The organism is Paenibacillus sp. BR1-192 (genome assembly GCF_029542445.1).
Lineage (GTDB): Bacteria > Bacillota > Bacilli > Paenibacillales > Paenibacillaceae > Paenibacillus_AQ > Paenibacillus_AQ lautus_A.
Window position 1 is genome coordinate 1,612,505 of record NZ_CP120718.1, and the last position, 22,794, is coordinate 1,635,298.

20 protein-coding genes are annotated in these 22,794 nt (G+C 51.2%); 18 read left to right on the forward strand and 2 right to left on the reverse strand.

Going from position 1 to position 22,794, the window contains the following annotated elements:
- Nucleotides 1-33 precede the first annotated feature (33 nt).
- The 10 genes from P0X86_RS06845 to P0X86_RS06890 all read left to right on the forward strand — a co-directional run bounded on the left by P0X86_RS06845 (nucleotide 34) and on the right by P0X86_RS06890 (nucleotide 10,419).
- Nucleotides 34-1,524 (forward strand): sugar ABC transporter ATP-binding protein, encoded by a 1,491-nt coding sequence (locus tag P0X86_RS06845; RefSeq protein ID WP_277749006.1) that lies wholly within the window; start codon nucleotides 34-36, stop codon nucleotides 1,522-1,524.
- The gene (locus P0X86_RS06850; RefSeq protein ID WP_012819364.1) at nucleotides 1,521-2,516 is read left to right on the forward strand and encodes an ABC transporter permease; all 996 of its coding nucleotides are present in this window, start codon (nucleotides 1,521-1,523) and stop codon (nucleotides 2,514-2,516) included. Before P0X86_RS06845 ends, P0X86_RS06850 begins: the two co-directional genes overlap by 4 nt.
- A gap of 287 nt (nucleotides 2,517-2,803) precedes the next feature.
- A complete protein-coding gene (locus P0X86_RS06855; RefSeq protein ID WP_036662299.1) occupies nucleotides 2,804-3,259 on the forward strand; it encodes an acyl-CoA thioesterase in 456 nt (151 codons plus the stop codon).
- Between the two features lie 50 nt (nucleotides 3,260-3,309).
- Complete coding sequence (locus tag P0X86_RS06860) at nucleotides 3,310-4,308, forward strand: Gfo/Idh/MocA family protein (RefSeq protein ID WP_277748183.1); 999 nt, start codon at nucleotides 3,310-3,312, stop codon at nucleotides 4,306-4,308.
- A gap of 128 nt (nucleotides 4,309-4,436) precedes the next feature.
- A complete protein-coding gene (gene desA / locus P0X86_RS06865) occupies nucleotides 4,437-5,513 on the forward strand; it encodes a Delta(5) desaturase DesA (RefSeq protein ID WP_277748184.1) in 1,077 nt (358 codons plus the stop codon).
- Between the two features lie 88 nt (nucleotides 5,514-5,601).
- A complete protein-coding gene (locus P0X86_RS06870; RefSeq protein ID WP_096775198.1) occupies nucleotides 5,602-6,735 on the forward strand; it encodes a sensor histidine kinase in 1,134 nt (377 codons plus the stop codon).
- Nucleotides 6,732-7,334, forward strand: a complete 603-nt coding sequence (locus tag P0X86_RS06875; protein WP_012819369.1) for a response regulator transcription factor — start codon at nucleotides 6,732-6,734, stop codon at nucleotides 7,332-7,334. The genes P0X86_RS06870 and P0X86_RS06875 overlap by 4 nt, the downstream gene beginning before the upstream one ends.
- Before the next feature lie 366 nt (nucleotides 7,335-7,700).
- The gene (locus tag P0X86_RS06880) at nucleotides 7,701-8,921 is read left to right on the forward strand and encodes a cation:proton antiporter (RefSeq protein ID WP_009589754.1); all 1,221 of its coding nucleotides are present in this window, start codon (nucleotides 7,701-7,703) and stop codon (nucleotides 8,919-8,921) included.
- A gap of 82 nt (nucleotides 8,922-9,003) precedes the next feature.
- Nucleotides 9,004-9,492, forward strand: coding sequence for a cation:proton antiporter regulatory subunit (locus P0X86_RS06885; RefSeq protein WP_009589718.1), 489 nt, complete (start codon nucleotides 9,004-9,006; stop codon nucleotides 9,490-9,492).
- Between the two features lie 177 nt (nucleotides 9,493-9,669).
- Nucleotides 9,670-10,419 carry an SDR family NAD(P)-dependent oxidoreductase gene (locus tag P0X86_RS06890; RefSeq protein WP_096775199.1) on the forward strand — a complete coding sequence of 250 codons (750 nt, stop codon included), beginning with the start codon at nucleotides 9,670-9,672 and terminating at the stop codon, nucleotides 10,417-10,419.
- A gap of 90 nt (nucleotides 10,420-10,509) precedes the next feature.
- On the opposite strand, the gene P0X86_RS06895 is transcribed toward P0X86_RS06890, so the two are convergent.
- A protein-coding gene (locus tag P0X86_RS06895) for an IS3 family transposase (protein WP_481858277.1) occupies nucleotides 10,510-11,654 on the reverse strand; the annotation gives its coding sequence in 2 pieces (ribosomal slippage) (nucleotides 10,510-11,360 and nucleotides 11,360-11,654; 1,146 coding nt in all).
- 165 nt (nucleotides 11,655-11,819) lie between these two features.
- Nucleotides 11,820-12,566: a class I SAM-dependent methyltransferase gene (locus tag P0X86_RS06900; RefSeq protein WP_277748186.1), complete on the reverse strand. Its 747-nt coding sequence runs from the start codon at nucleotides 12,564-12,566 to the stop codon at nucleotides 11,820-11,822.
- Between the two features lie 471 nt (nucleotides 12,567-13,037).
- Between P0X86_RS06900 and P0X86_RS06905 the strand changes: the two genes are divergently transcribed.
- The 8 genes from P0X86_RS06905 (at nucleotide 13,038) to P0X86_RS06940 (ending at nucleotide 22,653) form a co-directional block, all read left to right on the forward strand.
- Complete coding sequence (locus P0X86_RS06905; protein ID WP_192569483.1) at nucleotides 13,038-14,222, forward strand: acyltransferase; 1,185 nt, start codon at nucleotides 13,038-13,040, stop codon at nucleotides 14,220-14,222.
- A gap of 152 nt (nucleotides 14,223-14,374) precedes the next feature.
- The gene (locus tag P0X86_RS06910; protein ID WP_012819373.1) at nucleotides 14,375-15,067 is read left to right on the forward strand and encodes a response regulator transcription factor; all 693 of its coding nucleotides are present in this window, start codon (nucleotides 14,375-14,377) and stop codon (nucleotides 15,065-15,067) included.
- A gap of 21 nt (nucleotides 15,068-15,088) precedes the next feature.
- Nucleotides 15,089-16,306, forward strand: coding sequence for a sensor histidine kinase (locus tag P0X86_RS06915; RefSeq protein WP_277748187.1), 1,218 nt, complete (start codon nucleotides 15,089-15,091; stop codon nucleotides 16,304-16,306).
- Between the two features lie 242 nt (nucleotides 16,307-16,548).
- A complete protein-coding gene (locus tag P0X86_RS06920) occupies nucleotides 16,549-16,869 on the forward strand; it encodes a hypothetical protein (protein WP_277748188.1) in 321 nt (106 codons plus the stop codon).
- A 184-nt stretch (nucleotides 16,870-17,053) separates the two neighbouring features.
- Nucleotides 17,054-17,248, forward strand: a complete 195-nt coding sequence (locus P0X86_RS06925) for a hypothetical protein (protein WP_277748189.1) — start codon at nucleotides 17,054-17,056, stop codon at nucleotides 17,246-17,248.
- Between the two features lie 94 nt (nucleotides 17,249-17,342).
- Nucleotides 17,343-19,313, forward strand: coding sequence for an outer membrane protein assembly factor BamB family protein (locus P0X86_RS06930; protein WP_277748190.1), 1,971 nt, complete (start codon nucleotides 17,343-17,345; stop codon nucleotides 19,311-19,313).
- A 59-nt stretch (nucleotides 19,314-19,372) separates the two neighbouring features.
- On the forward strand, nucleotides 19,373-19,714 hold the full coding sequence (locus tag P0X86_RS06935; RefSeq protein WP_277748191.1) for a hypothetical protein: 342 nt from the start codon (nucleotides 19,373-19,375) through the stop codon (nucleotides 19,712-19,714).
- Nucleotides 19,715-20,343: 629 nt separating this feature from the next.
- Nucleotides 20,344-22,653 carry a helix-turn-helix domain-containing protein gene (locus P0X86_RS06940; RefSeq protein ID WP_277748192.1) on the forward strand — a complete coding sequence of 770 codons (2,310 nt, stop codon included), beginning with the start codon at nucleotides 20,344-20,346 and terminating at the stop codon, nucleotides 22,651-22,653.
- Nucleotides 22,654-22,794: the final 141 nt, after the last annotated feature.

A 22,794-nucleotide genomic window follows, 5' to 3' on the forward strand; every position in this document is an offset into this window, starting at 1 on the left:
ACCGATATTTCGGGAGCGGCACCCTTACTTCAAATGAAGCGCATATCGATCTCTTTTCCAGGCGTTAAGGCGTTGACCGATGTTGACTTTCAGACGACTGCGGGAACGGCTCATGCGTTGATCGGTGCGAATGGCGCGGGAAAGTCTACCTTAATGAAGATTCTATCGGGAGCGTATACCCATTACGAGGGCGAGATCTGGATCGACGGAAGCAGGGCGGACATCCGCTCACCGAAGGAAGCAAAGGACCTGGGCATTCAGATCGTCTATCAAGAGGTGGATACCGCGCTCATTCCGAACCTGACGGTCGGCGAGAACATCATGCTCGACCGGACGGTTCACGATATGGGCAAACGGCACTTGATCCGTTGGAAGGAGCTCCATCGGGAAGCCGAATCGATTCTTGCGCGGATGAATATCCGGGTCCCGGTCAAAAAGCTGATTTCGGAGCTGACGCTGGCGGAGAAGCAGATGGTGCTGATCGCCAGAGCCGTTTCCAAACAGTGCCGCATTCTGGTGCTGGACGAGCCGACCGCGCCGCTCAGCCATAGCGAGACGGAGCAGCTGTTCAAGCTGGTGCGCAAGCTGAAGCAGGACGGAGTCGGCATTATTTTCATATCGCACCGGCTGCCGGAGCTGTACGAAATCTGCGATGACATTACGATCATGCGGGACGGTTTGCTGGTGAAGAGCGACCGCATCGCGAATATCGATCAGCCGAAAGTGGTGGAATACATGCTGGGCTCCAAGATGGATCAGCAGTTTCCCCATATCGAGCGAGACATCGGTCCTGCGCGGTTAGAGGTAAAAGGCATGTACGACCCGGGCAAAATCAACGGCGTTGATCTGTTCCTTCGCCAAGGGGAGATCGTCGGTTTGGCAGGCCTTGTCGGGGCCGGGAAAACCGAGCTGTGCCGGGCGGTATTCGGGGCTTCCGGCACGTCAACCGGCGAGATGATACTGGATGGAAAAAAGCTGCGCATCCGCTCGCCGCATGATGCCGTGCGGAACGGCATTGCGCTCGTACCCGAGGAGCGCCGCCGGGAAGGCGTGTTCGTGGAAGAGCCGGTGTCCGTCAATTTAACGGCCGCGGTGCTGTCCCAATTTTCCAAATGGGGTTCCTGGCTAAGCTTTGGCAGGGAGAAACAGGCGGCGAGAGAGATGATCGAGTCGCTCGGGATCAAAACTCCGAGCGAGAGAGCGCGGGTGAGAAACCTGTCCGGGGGCAACCAGCAGAAGGTGGCGATCGGCAAATGGCTGCTGGCCGACGCGGACGTGTATATTTTCGATGAGCCGACCAAGGGCGTAGACGTTGGCGCGAAGCGGGATATTTTTAAACTGGTGGCCGAGCTGGCCAAGCGAGGGAAATGCGTGCTGTACGCTACAAGCGAGCTGTCGGAAATCGTGGGCATCACGGACCGGGTGTATGTGATGTATGACGGCCGCATCACGAAGGAGCTGACAACGCGGTCAACGAATGAAGAGGAATTATTGCTTTACTGCACAGGAGGCGGGTTGACATGAATACAGCAAGACCTGTTAAGGAGAAGCCGGCGGCTAGCTTCGCATTCGATTTTCTGTATAAATACGGCACGTTGATTACGGTATTCGTTCTTATTCTCGTATTCGGGACCGTTGCCGACAACTTTTTGAATACAAGCAACATTATTAACATTCTCCGTTCGATCTCGATCGTGACGATCATTGCCGTAGGACTGACCGTATCGCTCGCCGTTGGCGGCTTTGACCTGTCCGTCGGCTCGACGGCCTCCCTGGCAAACGCGCTGGTCATATCCATGTTCGTCTGGCACGGGCAAAACATCGGCATCGGCATCGGCCTCACGCTGCTGTTCTGCCTGGCCGTCGGGCTGATCAACGCGTTTCTGGTCATCAATTTCAAGATCGACGACATGCTGATGACCCTGGCGACGATGTTTATCTTCCAGGGCGTTGCCCTGACGTATACCCGGGGCGCTACCATCTCCCAGAATATGATCATGCCGAGCGGGGACTTTGCCACCGGTAAAATTCCGGCGCTGTTCGAGAAGATCGGGCAGGTGCCATGGATCATTATCATTATGGTTCTCGTGGTCCTCGTGGTCCATCTGTTCCTGACCTATACGAAACACGGACGGTACATGTACATGATCGGGGGCAACCGCGAAGCGGCGGCTTTATCCGGGATCCCGGTGAGTAAATACCGTCTGATCGCTTATCTGGTCTCCGCATTGTTTGCCGCCATCGGCGGGATTATCCTCGGGGCTCGCGTCATGACGGCCGAGGTCAACTCCGGCGGGCCCTATCTCATGGATGCCGTTGCCGCGACCTTCATCGGATACTCCGTATTCGGAGCCGGCAAGCCGAACGCGCTCGGGACCTTTGTCGGCGCTGTGTTGATCGGTATATTGCAAAACGGTCTGATCATGCTGTCCGTGCCGTATTATGCGATGGATATCGTCAAGGGCTCGGTGCTGGCGTTGGCGCTGGCCTTAACCTACTATAAGAAGAGACATTGATGACGAAGCGACACGTGCTTTGACCCAGCTAGTTCCATTCATACTATCGAGACCATCCCTCCCGTGATCCTGATCGGGGGCGGATGGTTTTTTTCATGGATCGGTTCTATGGGTGGCAACCTATGGGAGGGAAATGAATTCAAAGACTTATTCTAAGGGCGAATCCGGCAAGATATCCATCATTTGGTTATTTAGTTGACGGACGCAGCGGGTATTCATTATCCTGTAGAAGACTGGTTTAGCATTGTACATACATTTCCCTCCTATAAAGAGAAAGGGGACTCATCATGAAAAAAACAACCTTCATACAACCGGATCCCAAGTCCTGGCTGGACACGTTTCACTTTGAAATTCCGATAAAGATTAGGTATTGCGAAACGGATATGCTGGGTCATGTCAATAACGTCAGTTATTTCATGTATTTTGAGCAGGGACGCATTGAATATTTCGAGAATCTGGGATTGACCGACGAGCTGTTCGGCGATCAAAAGGTGTCGGTTGTTGCGGATCTGGAGTGCCAGTATTTGGCGCAAATGTATCTGAAGGACCCGCTTAGGCTTCATGTGCGGGTGGCTGAGATCGGACGCTCCTCCATGGACATTCAATATGCGATCGTGGTGGACGGCGCCTTGAAGGCAGCCGGCCGCGGAACCATCGTGCTCATCGAGACCGCTTCAGGCAAGAGCACGCCGATTCCGGATTCGGCACGCGAACGTATTTCGGCTTTTGAAGGATGGATGTAAGCCAACGATAAAGATCAATCAGGATAAACCATGAAGGGAAGGGATAAGGGATGAACATCCGTTTTGCCATTATCGGCACAAACTGGATCACCGAGAGGTTTCTCCAGTCGGCACTGGAGACGGAAGAATTTATTCTAGCTGCCGTATACTCCCGTACGGAAGAGAAGGGCAGGGCTTTTGCGGCTAAGTACGCGGATCCCAAGGTCTACACCGATCTTGAGGCGATGGTGCAGGATGACGAAATTGATGCGGTATACATTGCGAGTCCGAATTCCTATCACGTGGACCAGGCGATATTATGCATGAACCATGGGAAACACGTCCTCTGCGAGAAGCCGATGGCTTCCAACGCGGTTGAAGTGGCCGCAATGATCGAAGCTGCGAAGAACAATGACGTTCTGTTGATGGAAGCGTTGAAGTCGACGCTGATGCCGAACTTCAAGACCGTCCGGGACAACCTGTACAAGCTGGGCCCGATACGGCGTTATTTTTCGAGCTATTGCCAATATTCCTCCCGTTATGACGCGTTCAAGCAGGGGACGGTGCTGAATGCGTTCAACTCTGAATATTCCAACGGTTCTTTGATGGATTTGGGGATCTATTGCCTGTACCCGATGGTGACCCTGTTCGGAAAACCGGACACGGTGAAGGCTTCCGGCTACATGCTGTCTTCCGGGGTGGACGGCGAAGGCAGTCTTCTGTTGTCCTATCCCGAGATGGATGCCGTCATCATGCATTCCAAAATCAGCGATTCCTACGCTCCAACCGAAATTCAGGGCGAGAACGGCACGATGATCATCGACAAAATCAATCAGCCGTACGATGTGAAGATCCGTTACAGAGACGGCACCATCGAGAACGTGACCCAGCTGCAAACGCATGAATCGATGTATTACGAAGCCCGGGAATTTATCGATTTGATCCGGTGCGGCGAACGGGAAAGTTCAATCAACACCCATGCCAACTCGCTCATTACGGCCGAAATTATGCAGGAAGCCAGAAGCCAGATCGGACTGCGGTTCCCGGCGGATTCCCGCACCGATATATGATATTTGTCATACTCCCGAAATGACGTTTATGACTACGACGCGCATGACATTCTATCTATACTTAAGTTAGACAAGTGCGTGATAGCTTGATGACGTCCTTGCGCTTCATTTCGAGGAGGAAGACAACTATGGCTAAACCCGATAACAAATTGTCCAGCTTGAAAAAGAACGTTGCCCCTTATGAAGAAATTGACACAAAGGCGAGTATAGGTCAGCTTTTCAATACACTGGTTCCCTTGATACTGCTATGGTATGCAGCCTATTTAAGCTTATCGGTATCGTACTGGCTTACCATTCCCATAGCCGTGATTGCTTCGGGGTTTGTTGTCCGGACGTTTATCATATTCCATGATTGCTGTCATGGATCTTTCTTCAAAAGCCGCAAGGCGAATCAAATTCTCGGCACAATTACGGGCGTGCTTACGCTGTGCCCTTACGAGCAGTGGAAGAACACCCACGCGATCCATCACGCGACGAGCAGCAATCTCGATAAGCGGGGAATCGGCGATATGTGGGTATTGACCGTTGAAGAATATGGTGCGGCCTCCTTTTGGGAGCGTCTGTACTACCGCGTGTACCGTAACCCGATCGTGATGTTCGGTCTGGGTCCCATCGCCATATTTCTGATATCCTATCGTTTCAACCGCAAAGGTGCGAGACGCAAGGAGAAAATCAGTAACTATATAACCAATATTTCGATTGTAGCGCTGTATGCCTTGCTGTGCTGGGCGATCGGATGGCAGGCATTTTTGCTCGTTCAGGCTCCGATCTTCATGGTTTCCGGGATGCTTGGCATTTGGTTGTTCTATGTGCAGCACCAATTCGAGGAAACGTATTACGAGCATGATGAAGAGTGGAGTTATATCAATGCAGCCGTAGAAGGCAGCTCTTATTACAAACTTCCGAAGCTTCTGCAATGGATCACGGGCAACATCGGCTTCCATCATGTCCACCATTTAAGCCCGAAGGTGCCTAACTATAACCTGGAGAAGGCGCATGAAGCCGCTCCTCCGCTGCAGAAGGCAACAACGATTACGCTGAAGACCAGTTTGAAATCCATTCGTTTCCGTCTGTGGGATGAAGAGAAAAAGGTGTTCGTCACCTTTAAGGAAGCGCGTCAGTCGCTTCGTAAGCCGCAGGAGCCGGCATTGACGAAGGCGGAGAAGAAGCTGGCGAGCCCAAGACCCAGGGTGCAGGGCGAATAGGCCGCTGAGTCATGATGCTATATTAGAGCACGGATTCGCTAAGGCTAGTAAATGGATTTAAGCTTGAACCGACAGAAGGTGGGACTCCATGCAGAAATGGTATCAGATCTTTCATAAAAGCACGGGACTGAGCCCTTACGTATGGGTCGTCTTCTACATCCTTCCGTTCTATTTCATCTTCCGGTCGACCTCGACCTATCAGATCGTGATCGGCGTTCTGATGATCGTGATGTTCTTCGCTTTTTATGTGTTGTCATTTCTGTCCAAAGGATGGCTCGTCTATTTCTGGACGAGTCTGCAAATTCTGATATCGATTGCGATGTCCGTGGTATTCGGATATATCTATTTCTCGCTGTTCCTCGCCTTCTTCATCGGGAACATCAAGAATAAGGCCGGATTTATTACGCTGTACTCCATTCATCTGGTTACGACCATTATTACGGTGAACTATGGATTGTTAACGCGGAATCCGTTCTTCATCACGCAGCTGCCATTCGTGCTTGTGAGTGTGGTAGGGGTTATTCTGCTCCCGGTGACAAATTATAACCGGAATAAGAACGATCAGCTGCAGGGCCAGCTGGAGGATGCCAACAAACGGATTTCGGAATTGGTGAAGCTGGAGGAACGCCAGCGCATTGCCCGGGATTTGCATGATACGCTGGGGCAAAAGCTGTCTCTTATCGGCCTCAAAAGCGATTTGGCCGGCAAGTTGATGAAGCAGGATATGGAAAGGGCCCAAGCCGAGATCAACGATGTCCGTCAGACGGCCCGAACCGCACTGAAGGAAGTGCGCGAGATGGTGACGCGGATGCGGGGGACCCGGCTTGCGGATGAAATCTTCCGTATTCGGCAAATCCTGAAGGCGGCGCAGATCGAGTTGACCTTTGAGGGTACGCTGGAGCCGGAGAATCTATCGTTGATGAACGAAAATGTGATCAGCATGTGCCTGAAAGAGGCAGTGAATAACATCGTGAAGCACAGCAATGCCACGGCCTGCTCCATTGTGATCGAATCCACGGAAACGGATCTGATTGCCAGGGTGAAGGACAATGGGACCGGGTTCGTGACGGACGCGAAAAACCGCGGCAACGGGCTGCGGGGAATGAGAGAGCGGCTTGAATTCGTGAACGGAAGCATGGAGTTTGCTTCAGGCGAGGGGACTACGCTTGTCCTTCGAGTCCCTAATGTGCTCAGAATGCCGGATAAGGAGGCGGGAATATGATCCGAATCGTCATTGCCGAAGATCAGCGGCTGCTGCTTGGAGCCTTGGCCTCACTGCTGGATCTGGAAGAGGATATGCAGGTGGTCGGGACGGCGGGCAACGGCAAGGATGCCGTACAGCTTGTCAAACTTCATATGCCGGATATCTGCATCATGGATATTGAGATGCCGATCATGAACGGGCTTGAAGCCGCCGAGGAGATCAAGGGTTATGGCTGCAAGGTGATGATCTTAACGACCTTTGCCCGGCCCGGGTATTTCGAACGTGCCGTGAAAGCGGGCGCCAACGCTTACCTGCTTAAGGACAGCCCGAGCGAGGAGCTGGCCGCGTCCATTCGCAGCATTATGGCAGGCAGGCGAATCTACGCCTCCGAGCTGGTGGATGAAGCGTATTCCGGTGAAGAGAATCCGCTGACGGAGCGGGAAAAGGAAGTGCTGGGCCTCATCGCGGACGGCAAGAATACGAAGGAAATTGCCAATCAGCTGTTCATTACCACGGGAACCGTGCGTAATTACATTTCCGTTATTCTCGATAAGCTTGGCGTCAGCAACCGGATCGAAGCGATCACGCGTTTCAAGGAAAAAGGCTGGTTTAAATAGTACAAAGAAGAAGCAAAACCCCGCGGTTGCAGCCGCGGGGCTTTTTTTGCGTGCGCAGAAGAAAAACGAAAAACAGGAAGAAGGTGAATATGCCGCTTAAAAATAATGGATTTTTTTACCTGGTATTGTATGCATTAAAATGTATATTTATTCATTTAATGAAGCTTGAATGCGATTGTGGATAGATTTTATATTTTTTGGAAACAATGAAATCGCTAATAAAAATAAGCCTGTTTTTAAATGATGCCATTTCCTGCATAAAAGGCAATCAAGCAAATATATTGCAGTTCCTTTGTAAATGTATGCATTTTTATGTATAATAGTAATGATTGCCAGAAGTCAAATTTGAGGAGGAGGAGGTCTTCTATGGACCATATGATGTTTGAGGTTGGAACTGCTCTGATTCTGGTTGCTATAGCCTCCGTAATTGCTGGAAAGCTCAAGTTCTCGATCATACCGTTCTTGATTGTGCTCGGGATGCTTGTCGGTCCGCATGCACCAACGATAGGGATTCTTGACTTTAAGTTCATTGAGAGCCAGGGGATCATCGATTTTCTGGGACAGATCGGTATTCTATTCCTGCTCTTTTACCTTGGTCTTGAATTTTCGGTTCAAAAATTGATCAAGTCCGGACGAAACATTGTGGTAGGCGGAACCGTATATGTAGTATTGAACTTCGTGCTGGGTGTGGCTTACGGTTTCGTGATCAACATGCCTCTGTACGAGACGCTGATCATTGCAGGGATGCTGTCGGTTTCCTCCAGCGCCATCGTCGCTAAGGTGCTTGTGGATCTGCGGCGCACGGGGAATGCGGAGACGGAACTCATACTCGGCATGATTTTGTTCGATGATATTTTCCTTGCCGTGTTCTTATCGATTATGTCGGGACTGCTGTTAGGCGGGGCTACATCGATAGGGGCAACGATCCTCTCGGTTTGCATTTCCATAGGTTACATGCTGTTGTTCTTTGTTATTGCGAGAAAAGGTCCACCCATACTTAACAAATTGCTGAATATTACGTCCAGCGAGATTTTCATTATCGTAGTGTTCTCGTCGATGTTCTTTATTGCCGGGTTTTCGGAGACGCTGCACGTAGCCGAAGCGATCGGCGCGCTGCTGTTCGGACTGGCTTTATCGGAGACGGATCATAGCGAACGGATCGAGCAGCTGGTCATACCTTTCCGTGATTTCTTTGGAGCGATCTTCTTCTTCAGCTTCGGTCTCGGCATCGATCCGACCACGCTGGGGAATGCGTTATGGCTGGCTCTTGGCGCCGTGGTACTGACCATAATCGGCAACCTGGTCGCAGGCATGATAGCGGGACGCAAGGCCGGACTATCGCATAAATCGTCGCTTAACATCGGCTTGACTATTATGGCGCGCGGGGAGTTCACGATTATCGTTGCGAATCTGGGACTTGCCGGCGGACTGTCCGCGATGCTGAAACCATTCTCGGCACTCTATGTCCTGATTCTCGCGATTCTTGGGCCCTTATTGGCCAAGGAGTCGAAGCGCGTGTACCGTGGAATGAATAAAATATTCAAATGGAGCGATCCAGTGGAGAAAGTGAAAAAAAGGAATGCATAGGGAAGCCCGGGATGATTTACTTTCTTCCAACTAATCTATATAATCTAGAGATTGAATTAACCCCAGAACGGAGGATTTACACATGAGTATTATTCGCGAATCTGATCTGCCGGGTATCGGGAAGAAGTTCCTTATTCAGGCGAGATCAGGGGATAAGCTGGTTGTTGTTATTCATGACGATGGCCGTAGAGAGTTGTACCACTTTGAAGATGACGATCCTGAGGAGACCATCTCCCAGATTACATTAGAGGATGACGAGGCAAGACAAATCGCAGGCATTATCGGCGGCATGACGTATAAACCGAAAGCGCTGGAGACCATCGAAGTGACGCTCGAAGATTTGATCATCGAATGGGCGCGAATCGAGCCGCATTACAAATGCGTGGGACAATCCATTGCAGGGCTTCAGGTTCGTCAACGTACTGGCGCTAATGTATTAGCGATTGTGAACAAGAAAGAGCAGAAAATCAATCCGGGTCCGGACGACATCCTGACAGCAGGATCGACGCTGGTGCTTGCGGGCGAGCGCAAGCAGATCAAGCAGCTGAAAGAACTGCTGGTCAACGGCTAATAACGAATAGCTTCACAGGTCTTTAGTTGATCCTGTCGTAACACGTAAGCAGCAAGCTCCTCCATGGGTGAGGGGCTTGCTTTTTTTTGCGCGGATCCTTTAAATTTGAAATTTTTCGCGAAATGATCTATCTTTGATAGTGAGGCTATCATTTTTGGGAAAGAAGGCGTGTACAGCATGAAATTGAAAGACAAAGTAGCTATAATTACGGGCGGTGCCGGCGGGATCGGCAGCGGCATGGCTCTGGCCATGGCCAAGGAAGGCGCCAAGGTCGTCATCGTGGACGTGAATGAGGATAAGGGGCGTGAAACGGAGAAAGCGCTGAGGGTATATAGCGATTCGATGTTTATTAACGGCGATATTACGAATAAAGCCTCGATTAAAGGAATCGTGGATGACGTTGTGAGCACCTACGGCAGACTGGATATTCTCGTTAATAACGCGCATGTGTCCAAGCAGGTACCCATTGTGGAAACAACCGATGAAGTGATGGCATTGTCGTTCAATACCGGATTCTATCCGACGTTTTATTTCATGCAGGAATGTTATCCTCATCTGAAATCAGCCAAGGGCAAGGTGATCAACTTTGCATCCGGTGCGGGACTGTCCGGCATGGTGAACCAGGCCTCCTATGCCGCAGCGAAAGAAGCGATCCGGGGATTGTCACGCGTGGCTGCCAACGAGTGGGGAGCGGACGGCATCAATGTCAATCTGATCAGTCCGATCGCCCTGACGCCAGGCGTGGAGCAGTGGAAGCAGGCATTTCCGGAAGCGTATCAAGAAATGGTCGATAAGATTCCGCTCAAAAAAATGGGCGATCCCGAGCAGGATATCGGACGCGTGGCCGTGTTCTTGGCTAGCTCCGATTCCGATTACATGACCGGCCAAACGCTGATGGTGGACGGCGGTTCCATCATGCTGAGATAATATACGATGCCGATTTCTAAAAAAAAAGCGCCAAGGGCTGTGCGGGACTGCCCCCCGTTTGTGAGACAGGGATCAAAACACCTTGCAAGTTTAAGCAGCCAGTTGCCGGAAATGAAACGGCGACTGGTTGTTTAGTTTTGTTTGAATGCGAATTGAGTTATAGTAAGTAATGTAGTCTCGAATGGTCTGCTCGACGATGGCCGTCGTCGTACAGGTTAAACCTTCGAGATAGAACGTTTCAGACTTTAGCGTGGAATGAAACGATTCAATGGAGGCATTATCAGCGGGCGTACCCTTGCGGGACATGCTCATGGTAATGCCTTTTCCCTTTACAGCTTCTTGATAAGCCTGAGATGTGTAGACGCTGCCCTGATCGCTATGGAGCATGGTGCCCGGCAGAGCGGGCAGCTGACCCAGCGTGTCCAGGACAAACCCGGTGTCTTGCTTGTCAGAAATACTGTACGCCACAATCTCACCGTTAAACAAGTCCAAGATACTCGACAGGTATAACGTTTTTCCGCCAAACGGTAAATACGTAATATCTGTAACGAGTTTTTGCATGGGGGCATCGGCTGCAAATTGGCGCTTTAACAAGTGTTCTGCGATATAAGCTGGCTGGCCTGTAGGTTTGCGTTTCTTCACCTTGACACGACATTGGAGCCCCTCACGCTGCATAATCCGCTGCACGCGTTTATGGTTAATCTTACGCTCCATCCGAAGTAGAGCCGTGATCTTCCGGTATCCATAACGAAATTTATGCTGACTACAGAGTTCTCGAATCTTCTCTACCATGTGATCTTTACATGGGTTCTCGTAGGCGTCCTTCCAGCGATAGTAGGTGGAGCGAGAAAGCCCGATCCATGCACACGCTTGAGTTACACTGACTTCTCCTCGAACAGACTCAACCCACTCCACTACAGCCTTTGGCGACACCTCCTTTGCATTTCCACGAACTTTTTTAGCAGATCTAATTGTTGCTTCAAAAACCGATTTTCCGCCTGCACCTTCTCGAGTTCTGATGCATATTCAGGGCCTTTACCGTAGCTGTATTGTTTACCGACAGGTTGCTTCAACCGGTTCCATTGGCCGCTGCGATACCATCTCATCCAGGTCTCCACTTGTGTCTTATTTCGTATGTTCAGTTGGTCCATGACTTCTTTCACTGGAATGCCATCCAACCTCATTTCAATAGCTTTCTTTTTCACTTCTACTGGATAGCTGACTCTCGTTGCCAACGCAAAAACACCTCCAAAGTTGTCCCCATATCTTACGACATGGTTGCATTCTCTTGAAGGTGTTTTTAATCTGTCTCACGTTATGGGGTCAGTCCTGTGTCCCTTGTGCGCTTTTTCTGTTTAATAGCCGTAAGCTACGGGTTATGGATAACCATGGAGGACCGGCTATTTCCGTGCCACGATCATAAACCGTGCGGAATTCGTCCGGATTCCGAGATCTGTGCGATGCTCCTCGATGAATTGCTGCAGGATGCGAAAATCCGATTCCTCCTGTCCGAATCCGGGAATGATGGGCGTGTTCTTAAGCAGGAAGATAAGGTCCTCCTCACGCTCATAGTACTCGACGGCATCATATTTGGCGCATTGGATATCGCGAAACCCTGCCAGCTGAAGTTCCCTCTTGTATTCCTCCATTAAAGCGCCGTCTTCGCGGGAGGATTGTCCTCTGCCGAAGGCTTGGGCCAGATTAGCTTTATCGCATTCCCGAACCTGCTGCGTTAGAAACACGCCATCATCGGTTAATACCCTGGCAACCTCCGAAGCACGGAAAGGGGAGTGCCGGCATGAAATCAAATCGAAAAACGCCTCCGGGAATTGAAGCACCCCTGCATCCATCTGGACAAAGCGTACGTTGGAAGCCGCAGCCTTCCGTTTATTACTCCGGGCAGTCTCTATCATCGCATGGGAAAGATCGATTCCAACCAGCAATGCCGCCTTCGAGGCGATGGACAACAAGTTCTCTCCGCCTCCCGTGCCGATATCCAACAGAACGCCCGATGATGTGCACCGCTTGCTAACCTCATCGTAAAAATTCCACTCCACGCCTTCCGAGATCCATCTGACCTTGCTGAAATCCCAGCCGTTTAAGGCTCCTACGATATCATAAAATGACTTGTATTCCTGTGATTTCATATATATGGTTCACCTTTTCAATTGAGATAAAATGGGATGCTGAAAACAGATCGTCTCATATTCGTTCGCTCAGTTACTGTGATTCTGGCTAGGCCCGGTCCAGTATGACAGACCGGGCCCAGCTACTTCGAACGGCAAGGATCCTTATCAGCATCCAATTCACCCCAATTAAAGATTATTTTAAGAGATAAGAGAGTATAAGCTTCAGAGTCTTACCATCCTTATCTCGCAAGAAAAACTTCCGTTATACGCGGTCTGTCTTCTGAGAAAGTACGTCGATAGATATTTTTCTTATTGTAAGACCAGGGATTCTTCGGGATCAAGGAGAATTTTATTAGGAGCATGAACCAGAATCTTAAGCAATTGTTAAGAATTTGGAAGTAAGACGTTAAGAAATGTCTACTATACTGATTGAATTCGTTTCGGTTAGGAACGAGAAAAATTCGGACTTTGAAATGAGAGGGTACTGCCATGAACAAAATGAATTCTCTGCCAAGGGAGCGTCTTCCCGAGCTGCAATTGGTCCGCGCATTCGCCATTATCGGCGTGCTGTCCGTTCACTCGACATCGTATGCCGTATCGGCCATGACGGACTCCAAATACTTTTTCATCTACAATTTTATGAACATCTTCATGAAATACGGAACGCCGACGTTTATATTTTTGAGCAGCCTGGTACTCTTCTACAATTATTATGACCGCCCTACGACCAAGAAGCTGATCGGCGGATTCTACAAGAAAAGATTGCTGTACATCATCATCCCGTATACGCTCTTTTCCGTGTTTTACTTCGGGCTGCTGCACTATCTGCATTATCAAGGCAGGCCGTTTGGCGAGACGATGGAGAGTTTTATTCAAAAGCTGTTGACCGGCAAAGCGTATACGCATCTGTACTTCGTGTTTATCAGCATTCAGTTTTATGTGCTGTTTCCGCTGGTGCTGTGGTTGTTCAAGAAGATGCCGCAGCTTGCAAAATGGGCGATACCGATTGGACTGGTGATCCAGTGGACGTTTATACTGATGAATAAGTATTATTGGCAGGTGCCGAATAAGGGAAGCTGGGCCCTGTCCTATATAGCTTACTTCATGCTGGGCGCTTTTATCGGCATCTATTATCCGAAACTGAAGGCCTGGCTTGTGATCAGCCGTGCCAACGCACAGCCTTACCGCATCGCGGCTTGGACGATGCTGTGGATCGCATGGGCAGCTGCCGGTCTCGGCCATGTGTATATTTATTACAACAACCGTCTTCACGGAACCGGATATAATTCAACGCTGTACGAGCTGCTGTGGAATATGCATACTTACTTTGGGGCGCTTGTCCTGCTCCAGTTCGCCATTCTGTTCTACCGGGCCGGGGTACGCGGATGGACGCCCGCGCTGGAGAGACTGGGGGCCGTATCCTTCGGGATTTATCTCATTCATCCGTTCTTTCTGCTCGTCTACCGTCAATTCCCGCTAACCACGGGGAACTCGATCCTGACCCATCTGTGGTATGCAGGCGGTTTTGCGGCAGCCTTAGGCTGTTCATGGATCGTCGTGGAATTGACGGTTCGATATATACCGGGCTCATGGGTGATTTTCGGTAATATTCCGAAGGCGAAGAGATCGGGTAAACCAACCGATGCGCCGGCTGTGCCGCTTTCCGGTTCCTAGCCTGTTTCGCAAGAATAGGACGTATACCCGACGAGGCATGGCCATGGCGAAAGGAAACCAAAACAGCAGCATCGCCCGGCCTGACAACATCCATGGAGAAGAGAACGTAAAAGGCGTTATGCTGACTGCCGCTTTATGATCAAGGAGGAGCCATGTCTGGAGTTACGATACTGATGGTTGACGATGAAACCGAAATTTTGAAATTGATGGAGATTTACGTCAGGAATGAGGGCTATACGCTGCTCACCGCATCTCATGGCCTGGAAGCGCTGGAGATTCTAAAAAACCATAAAGTGGATTTGATCATTCTCGATGTCATGATGCCGCAGATGGATGGCATCCAGGCATGCATGAAGATCCGGGAGGAGAACAATACGCCCATTATCATGCTGTCCGCCAAGAGCCAGGAGATTGACAAGATCGCCGGACTCAGCATCGGCGCGGATGATTACGTGACCAAACCGTTCAGTCCGCTGGAACTGGTCGCAAGGATCAAGTCGCAGCTCCGCCGGTACAAACAGCTGAACAATCAATCGGTACGGGACGAGAACGAAATCCAGATCGATGAGCTGATCCTCAATGTCGCGTCCCACCGGGTAACGGTGGCCGGCAGGGAGATTAAGCTGACGCCGCGCGAATTCTCCCTGTTGCATACGCTGGCCATCAACCGCGGACTCGTGCTGAGCATGGACAAGATTTATACCGAGGTATGGAACGAGCCGTTCATGGAATCGAAGAATACGGTCATGGTCCATATTCGCAAGCTGCGCGAGAAGATCGAGAAGGATCCGCAGCAGCCGGAATACATTAAGACGGTATGGGGGATCGGTTACAAAATAGAGTAAACTTAACCAGAGGTGACTGACTTGAAAGGATTGAAGCTTCATAGCATCCGCCTGAAGATGCTGCTTATGCTGCTGGCCAGCATCGGCATCGCGGCCGCCCTGCTTATCATACTCTATGCGTTAAGCACGCTGGTGCTCTCCATTCCGGCCATCAACCCGCCGCTAGTCTGGATCGTCAATAACCTCGGTTCAAAGCCGGTTATGTTGGTCACGGGCGTCATTCTTTTTTTGGCAAGCTATTATATGAGCACGAGGTGGTTTGCCCTGGATCTGCGGAAGGTAGAGACCGGTCTTCAGGACATCACGGCCGGACGATTCGATTCCAGAATCGAGCTCGACACCCGGGACGAAGTAGGCGCCGTCGCTGCCGGCATTAACCGCATGACCGAGCAGCTGAACGCGTACCTGGAGGAAATCACGCATGGCCTTCGCGAGATTGCCAAGGGGAATTTCGATACCGAGATTCCTGTTCGTTCAGGCAGCCAGCTGGGCGAGGTCGCCGAGAGCATCAACCAGATGAGCAGGCAGCTTCACCAATCCATTCTGGAGGAGCGCCATGCGGAGAAAACGAAGAATGATCTGATCACGGGGGTATCCCATGATCTCCGGACGCCGCTGACATCGATACTGGGGTTTCTGGAGGTTATCGAGGAAGACCGGTACCAGGATGAAGTAGAGCTGCGGTATTACGTGAATATCGCTTATGAGAAAGCGCAGAATCTGAAGAAGCTGATCGATGACCTGTTCGAATACACGCGGATCAATAACGGGCTTCCGCTGGATATCCGGGAGATCGATATGGCTCAGTTCATGAGACAGCTGATCGAGGAATTCGTGCCGTCCTTGGAGAAAGCCGGGATGGAATGCAAGCTTGCGGCGGATGAAGGCCTCGTTATTCGGGCAGACGGCGCCCAGCTTGTCCGGGCTTACGAGAATCTGATATCCAATGCGATCCGGTACGGAGAGTCGGGACACAGGATCGACATCGCCGTCCGCAGCGTGGGCGGTCAGGTGAGCATCAGCTTCACCAACTACGGCGATCCGATTCCGGAGCGGGATTTGCCTTTCATCTTCGATCGCTTCTACCGCGTGGAGGCTTCCCGTTCGAAGCAGACCGGGGGCACGGGACTGGGACTGGCGATCACGAAGAGCATCGTGGAGGTCCAGGGCGGCGAAATCCGGGTTCGGAGCGACCGGCAGCGGACGACCTTTGAAACCCGCTTTCCCCAAGTCGTATAGCAGCAGTTCGCTTGCCGAACGGTGGTCGTTCTGCATTGCGAAGCAATTGAGGCAGCCTAAGCGAACGCTCCCTTCGAGGGAGCGTTTTTATATGATCCTGAGAAGGGCTCCCCGATCGCTGCTGCAAGGGTCCCTATGGAATTGTTCAGTTTTATTTAAGCATTCGTTAAGAACTTGCCCCGCTGATTGATAAGATATGTTCCTTATACTTTCCTTCAGAACGTACATAAGGAGGAAGTCGGATGGAATCCTTGGATTATTCGAAACGGAACGCCAGGCTCGTGGTGGCGTGGCAGATTATGATTGTGATGGTTGGTGTCATTTTATTATCGGGATGCGCAGAGTTCAGTGCATTCCGTGCTAATATGCAGATTGAGGAGCGATCCATCGGCGGGGCGGCATCAGAAAGCAATCGAGACTCGTCTATTGCCCCCGCATCCTTTATCGGTCAAGTGTGGGGGGAATTATCGGACGGCGTGTCTAATCGCGCCAGAATCATGACAGGCAGGCAAACGCAGAGCCGCAGCGTACCTGATTCAGCCTGGCGAATGAATGTCCGATGATGCTGAAGAGAGCGAGCCTGCATCGGATCAGCCGCGGAAGCATCACAACAGGAATAGCCGTTCATACACGCGTTAGAAAGAGCTCCTTTTCTGAAAGGGAGCTTTTTTTGTTTTGATTTTGGAACATATTGTCTTATAATAGCGTTTACAATATATATGCTTGTATGGGAGAGGATGGTTTCTTGTGAGTACACGCGTTTCGATCCGTAAGCGACTATTCATCGGAATGACGGCAGCCGCCTGCATTTCACTCGTCGGAATTCCGGCTCAGCAGGCGCAGGAGGGCACTCGTCCCGTATTCGCCGATGCTGCAAGGAACCGGGAGCTTTACATCCGGTCAACGCGTCACGCTTCAGCAGAGGACTGCTTTTTTCCCTAATGCGCTTAGCAAGAACAGCCATCTGAGGAATCTCAAGGCCAGCTATTACGGGGCCGATGGAGAATCGCTCCGGCTTCACTCCGTGAAGGGGGAAATGGCATTAATCAAGTCCGATTCCCGTGGGGACCTGTGGCTCCCGACATGGTATGTTTCCAAGGAAGCTGCCAAAGTGAACGAAATTTCCCCGCTCTCGCTTCAACTGCGCAGCAGCGGCAGCATATACCTGGCTCCCGGAAGCGCGGTGAAATGGCCGGTATCCCAGACGGGAACGTCCCTCATCGCCGTAGCCCAGTGGAAGGACTGGTACGGCGTTATGGTCGCTCCCTCCAAGTGGAAGGAAGATTACCGGATCTACCGCCCGGCGATGATGTGGGTACAAGGGAAGGACACGACAGCCAAGAAGGCGATGCCTGAAGCGCTTCTCGGTGGCAATTCGGAAGTAGCGACGGATGTGGTGCGCAACTTGACGGAGTTTCTTTTTAAGAAAGGGACCCCTTCTTCGTACGTGAAAAAGCTGCTCGGCGAACCGCAGGCGAGGGAGACATCGCGGAATCAGGAATCGAGCTCCAATCAACCGATGATACTCGGGGAGACCTGGAGATACGAGCAGCGGGATGCCCATTATACCGTGACGTTCTCCCCATCCGGAAAGCTGAGTTCCAGCGAATGGGTAATCCCTTCGGCGGGATCCTTCGAGCGGAGTTACAATCCTGGCGATGATTACGAGTTTACCTATCGTTTGGACGTCCTGCCGCTGCGCAAGACCATAACAGCCGATCCCGATTGGCGAAATCAGGGTAATCTGAATTTCACCTTCCTGCTGGAGGCCAACGAGGATGTCCTGCTTCTCAAGGGAGATGACGGCGGGTTCAGCGGGATGCACGATAACTCTTCCTTGTACGCAATTGACCGGGGCACCGGCAAGAAGCTGTGGCAGGAGGATGCGGGATTCGGATGGTATACGGCCATTACAGATCGGGAGCGGCAGCATGTCACGATGTACTCGGCATATAACCCGGAGGTTAAGGATTACGTGGCCCGCGTGCGGCATATCCGGTTGTCGGATGGCAAGGTGTTATGGGAGGTTAAGCCCAAGAACGAATTCGGTTTGACGATGACGGCTGCGGCCGATGCGATCGTACTGGTCGAAGCTTTGAACATGAACGAAACCAAAAGCGTGCTGAGCGTCCTGGATCAGGATACCGGTAAGCAGCGTTGGAAAAAGACCTTGTCCGGCGAACACCGCTTGCTGAATGCAGGAACGGACGATCCGTACGTGCTCATCGAGCAGAACGGACAGCTTACCGCTTACGATCCGGTCACCGGCAAAGCGGCATGGCATGTGAAGCTAGGCAAGAGGGTGATGGACGATCCCTCCCGAGATCCGTATTTTACCGGAGGTTATCGTTACGATCCAACTGCGCCAGCGGATATGACAACACGATGGATGCTGCTTGGCAAGGAATGGGTTCTGCTCAATACGGAAACCGGCGAGCGCGAAGACACGTATCCGGCACTTGAGATGGAAAGGTTCGAGGTGCTGAATGAGCGGTATCTGCTGGTGCAGCGTGCGCTTGGCGGGGAGTATTTCAGCGGGGCCGCCGCTTACGAAAGCGTACTGTATGACCGCCTTGAAGATAAGGAACTATGGACAATTAAAGGGAAGGCCACCCGTGGCGTCATCGAGGGAGCGCGAGTCTATCTTGCCTTGAACGGCATTCCGGCTGCGGTAGATATAGAGAGCGGCAGCATCCTATGGAAGATGGAGACCACTTCCAAAGCGGGTGACGATCTGTCCCATCTGGTTGGGAGCAGCTACGGAATCATGGATCCGTACCTGCTGATAAGTTTGGGAAGCGATCTTGTGGTGTTGAACAAGGAAGACGGCAGAAGCTTGGGCAGATTGCATGACGTGATCACCGGCAACGTCGATTTGCGAGAGACCTATGCCAAAAACGGCGCGCTGAACGTAACGGATCAGGAAGTGCTCGTCGGCACGGTCAACGGAGCTTTTATTCGTTATGATGCCCGAGCGTTAAAGGAACGCTTGGATGAGCTGTTATAGCTTGTATCGAGATGACAAAGACCGTAGGGTAGGGAGACGTCCGCAAAGGAGGAAGACTTATGGGCAAGAGGCTTAAGATAGCATGGATTCCGATCATCAGCCTATTGTTGATCCTATGTTTGGGCTGCGGCAGCAAGCAGTCGGCCAGTTATGCGTCTTTGGTAAAATACGATGACCAAGAGTATATCGGAAAAGGCACTGAGGGTGCCGAGGCTTTTGCGGAGGCGGATTTGACCTTGGCGGGCACGATCCAGAAGCGGCTCGAGCCTGATCAATATCCGGATACGCATTTATCCTCGAACGAGCTGCCCGAAGGCACGGAAATCTATGTCGTCGATGAACATACGTTGGTGGCTTTGCAGGAAGGCCGAAGATTCAAGGTGTTTGAGCGCATGGAGTAAATGCAGATGAACGATAAGCGTCCCTGGTGTCTGGAAACAGATGCTGGGGGCGTTTTTTTGGTCTTATGTTATCTTGCGAATTTTGATATTGTTTCGTTTCTATTGAATGGTATAATATTCCTGGTTCAAATTTACTAGATTTGAAAGACTTACATTCTGATAAGAGATGAGGTTCATTCATGTTCAAGAAAATGTTGGTTCTGCTATTGGCGGTTCACCCTTTCGAATGAGTACACCTCAGAATGGCTTCACAAAAAGTTCGGAAGACTTTATGAGGACTGGCTGCTTAGCTCCTTGGTAGATGCCGCTCGGATTGTTGAGCAGTATTTGCAGGAGACCGGTCAGATGCCGAGTTATGCACCCAATGTAACCCTTACGCCGGATGCGGTATTCGAATACGAGTAAGCGAATGCGAGCAAGCAAAAAAGATATTCTCGTTTCGGAAAAGGGCCAGGAGATTCCTGGCCCTTTTTGCTATGGAAGCAATCCTTTCTCGTGGACGAATACCATCCCACTGCAAGCTCCATCCGTCTCCCTTATGCGGCGAATATTATAACTTACATCAAAATATAGTAAACGTAAATGCAAGCCCTGTTACTTGCAATTTTAAATACAAAGGGGGGACATTCATGAAGCGAAGGATACCGCCTGACCGATTGTCTGAGCCGGGGGCGGCCGATACTCCGCCTCCCAGAAGGCACACCCTGTTTTGGAGAATGTTCGCGAACTATTTTCTCCTTATTCTCATCCCCGTCATTGTTGCTTCGGTTCTTGCTCAGGTGCTTGTCGTTCGCATCATCGAAAAGGATGCCGAGCGTTTTAACCAAGTGGTGATGAACCGGTTCTCCGAGCAGACGGATGCCGAGCTTCAATCGCTAAAGACAAGCATGATTAATATCCTGAGCACATCCAGATTACGGAGCGTGCTGCTCGCTCCCATGTCTTCGTCGCCGGAAAGCCAGCTTCTTCCGGAGCTGCTTCATTCCCTGCGGGAGCAGCTGCAGCAGCTGGAATCGGATGAATTGGTCGAGAAGGCTTATTATTATTTTGTCCATCAGGATTTAATGATCGATGCCGAAACCTATACGAACAAAGCGTATTATTTCCGTTCCCGCTATCCCTTGGATCTGAACCGCCGCCACCAGCTGGAAGCCGAATTATCCGGCAAGAAAATGATGGATTTCATGGATTCTCCCGCTTCCGTGACGGCTTCCATGAGTTACCCGTTCAATACCGCCGCCCCTGAAGTTTACCTCCTGGTCGAAGTGAAGCGAGACAAGCTTGAGGAGCGGATTCATATTCCGGAGAGCTGGGTCACGGGCACGGCCATTGTGGATGATACTGCCCAAGTGATCGCCCGGACCGGTTTGACCGAGCAGGACCAGCATGCCCTGCAGCAGCGAATACGCACGGATGGTTTCGCTTCGCAATTTACGATATCGGACAAGATGGGGCTGTCCTTCATGGCGTCCGGCTTCAACGAGTCCTGGCATTATATCAGCATGGTTGATCTAGGCACATTGATGAAGCCGGTCCATATTACCCGCTTAATCTGCTGGTTGTTCCTCCTGTTCTTCCTCATTGTCGGCGCGCTCGCCTCGTATTATTTAAGCCGGCGCTTGTACCGGCCGATTCGGGAGATCAAGGATGGCTTGAAGCTGCATCATGCTCCGAATGAAGAGGGCCGTTACGAAGGTAACGAGTTTGACGTCATCAAGCGCTACTCCCAGTTCATCATGACCGAGAATAAAGAGCTGTACCAGATGGTGAACGGGATGCTGCCGATCGTACAGGAGCAGTTTTTCACGAAAATCCTGCTGGGGCAATACCGGGATGCCTTATCGATTGAGTACTACGCCAAGGAGATTGAGTTTGCTTACAGCCATAAGGCGGCAAGAACCGTCCTGTGCATCTCTTTCCACTATGACCGGTCGTTTTATGATTCGACTTCGGAATCCGCCAAAATCTTTTTGCTGACGGAGCTGAAGGATAAGATCCACCGGCTGGCGCCCGGCATGGTCTGGATCTGCCAGACAAGGCCGGATTTGATGGCTTGCGTCGTCCAGCATGATCACATCACGGAGGGGTATCCGGAACGAACAGCGGAGCAGATCAGGCACGTGTTTCTGGAATACGGTGTCTATTATAAAGCGACGATCGGCATCGGCAGAACCGTTCATGCCATCGAAGAGCTGCATCAGTCCTATGAGCATGCGCTGGCTATGCTGAATTACCGGGGGCTGCATTCCACGGTGGAGATTTGCGGCAGTCTGCCTTCAAGGGAGCTGCAGCAATGGGACTCTTTCCTGTCCGTGCAGGAGGTCCAGCGGATCCACAACCAGTGCAAAACCCGGGAGTATGACAAGCTGCTCCAATCCGTGCTGGATCTGCTGGAGGAAGGGAGGCGCAAGGATGCTGCAGCCGTGCAGATGAAATATCTGCTCGCCGATGTGCTCAACACCTGGATTCGGGCGGTGGAGTCGGAGCGCAATGAATTGAACGTTCCCTATTATTCCGGTCTGTTCGAGCGAATGAATCGCTGCATGACATGGGACGAGCTGACGCAATGCTTTCAGGACATTCATGGCTTTCTGTTCCGGAAACCGGCCTCCAGCAGCCGCAGCCAACAATTTATGGAGATTCTGGAGTACATTCACGAGCACTACGATCAAGAGCTGTCGATCGAGCATTTTGCCGGCATGATGAATATGTCCATCGGGCATTTCAGTCGAACCTTCAAGGAAGAGGTCGGCGAGAAGTACGTGGAATATATCGCGAAGTACCGGCTGATGAAGGCGAAGCAATTTTTGCTTGAAACGGATTTGAAAATAGACGAAATCGCCGAAAAGGTGGGGTATTGGGGGAGGAATTCCTTGATTCGGGCTTTCCGCCGATATGAAGGCATAACGCCTGCCAAATACCGGAGTTCCCATCAATAAGAAAGAAGAGACTGCATTATTTTCTGAAGTCTCTTTTTTTGCATGGAACAGGCCGAAAGCCTTGCGGCGCAGGCATAACAAAACATGCGTCTTAAGGAAAAGATGTTTGCTTTACGCGAAGGAGGCACGGCTCGTATAGTG

Bases quoted from the DNA above. Each gene is read 5' to 3' on its own strand.
- desA (WP_277748184.1), top strand. From the start codon at position 4,437: ATGGCTAAACCCGATAACAAATTGTCCAGCTTGAAAAAGAACGTTGCC.
- P0X86_RS06905 (WP_192569483.1), top strand. From the start codon at position 13,038: ATGAACAAAATGAATTCTCTGCCAAGGGAGCGTCTTCCCGAGCTGCAA.
- P0X86_RS06850 (WP_012819364.1), top strand. From the start codon at position 1,521: ATGAATACAGCAAGACCTGTTAAGGAGAAGCCGGCGGCTAGCTTCGCA.
- P0X86_RS06890 (WP_096775199.1), top strand. From the start codon at position 9,670: ATGAAATTGAAAGACAAAGTAGCTATAATTACGGGCGGTGCCGGCGGG.
- P0X86_RS06920 (WP_277748188.1), top strand. From the start codon at position 16,549: ATGGAATCCTTGGATTATTCGAAACGGAACGCCAGGCTCGTGGTGGCG.
- P0X86_RS06875 (WP_012819369.1), top strand. From the start codon at position 6,732: ATGATCCGAATCGTCATTGCCGAAGATCAGCGGCTGCTGCTTGGAGCC.
- P0X86_RS06880 (WP_009589754.1), top strand. From the start codon at position 7,701: ATGGACCATATGATGTTTGAGGTTGGAACTGCTCTGATTCTGGTTGCT.
- P0X86_RS06935 (WP_277748191.1), top strand. From the start codon at position 19,373: ATGGGCAAGAGGCTTAAGATAGCATGGATTCCGATCATCAGCCTATTG.
- P0X86_RS06900 (WP_277748186.1), bottom strand. From the start codon at position 12,566: ATGAAATCACAGGAATACAAGTCATTTTATGATATCGTAGGAGCCTTA.
- P0X86_RS06885 (WP_009589718.1), top strand. From the start codon at position 9,004: ATGAGTATTATTCGCGAATCTGATCTGCCGGGTATCGGGAAGAAGTTC.
- P0X86_RS06930 (WP_277748190.1), top strand. From the start codon at position 17,343: ATGGCATTAATCAAGTCCGATTCCCGTGGGGACCTGTGGCTCCCGACA.
- P0X86_RS06855 (WP_036662299.1), top strand. From the start codon at position 2,804: ATGAAAAAAACAACCTTCATACAACCGGATCCCAAGTCCTGGCTGGAC.
- P0X86_RS06860 (WP_277748183.1), top strand. From the start codon at position 3,310: ATGAACATCCGTTTTGCCATTATCGGCACAAACTGGATCACCGAGAGG.
- P0X86_RS06870 (WP_096775198.1), top strand. From the start codon at position 5,602: ATGCAGAAATGGTATCAGATCTTTCATAAAAGCACGGGACTGAGCCCT.
- P0X86_RS06910 (WP_012819373.1), top strand. From the start codon at position 14,375: ATGTCTGGAGTTACGATACTGATGGTTGACGATGAAACCGAAATTTTG.
- P0X86_RS06940 (WP_277748192.1), top strand. From the start codon at position 20,344: ATGAAGCGAAGGATACCGCCTGACCGATTGTCTGAGCCGGGGGCGGCC.
- P0X86_RS06845 (WP_277749006.1), top strand. From the start codon at position 34: ATGAAGCGCATATCGATCTCTTTTCCAGGCGTTAAGGCGTTGACCGAT.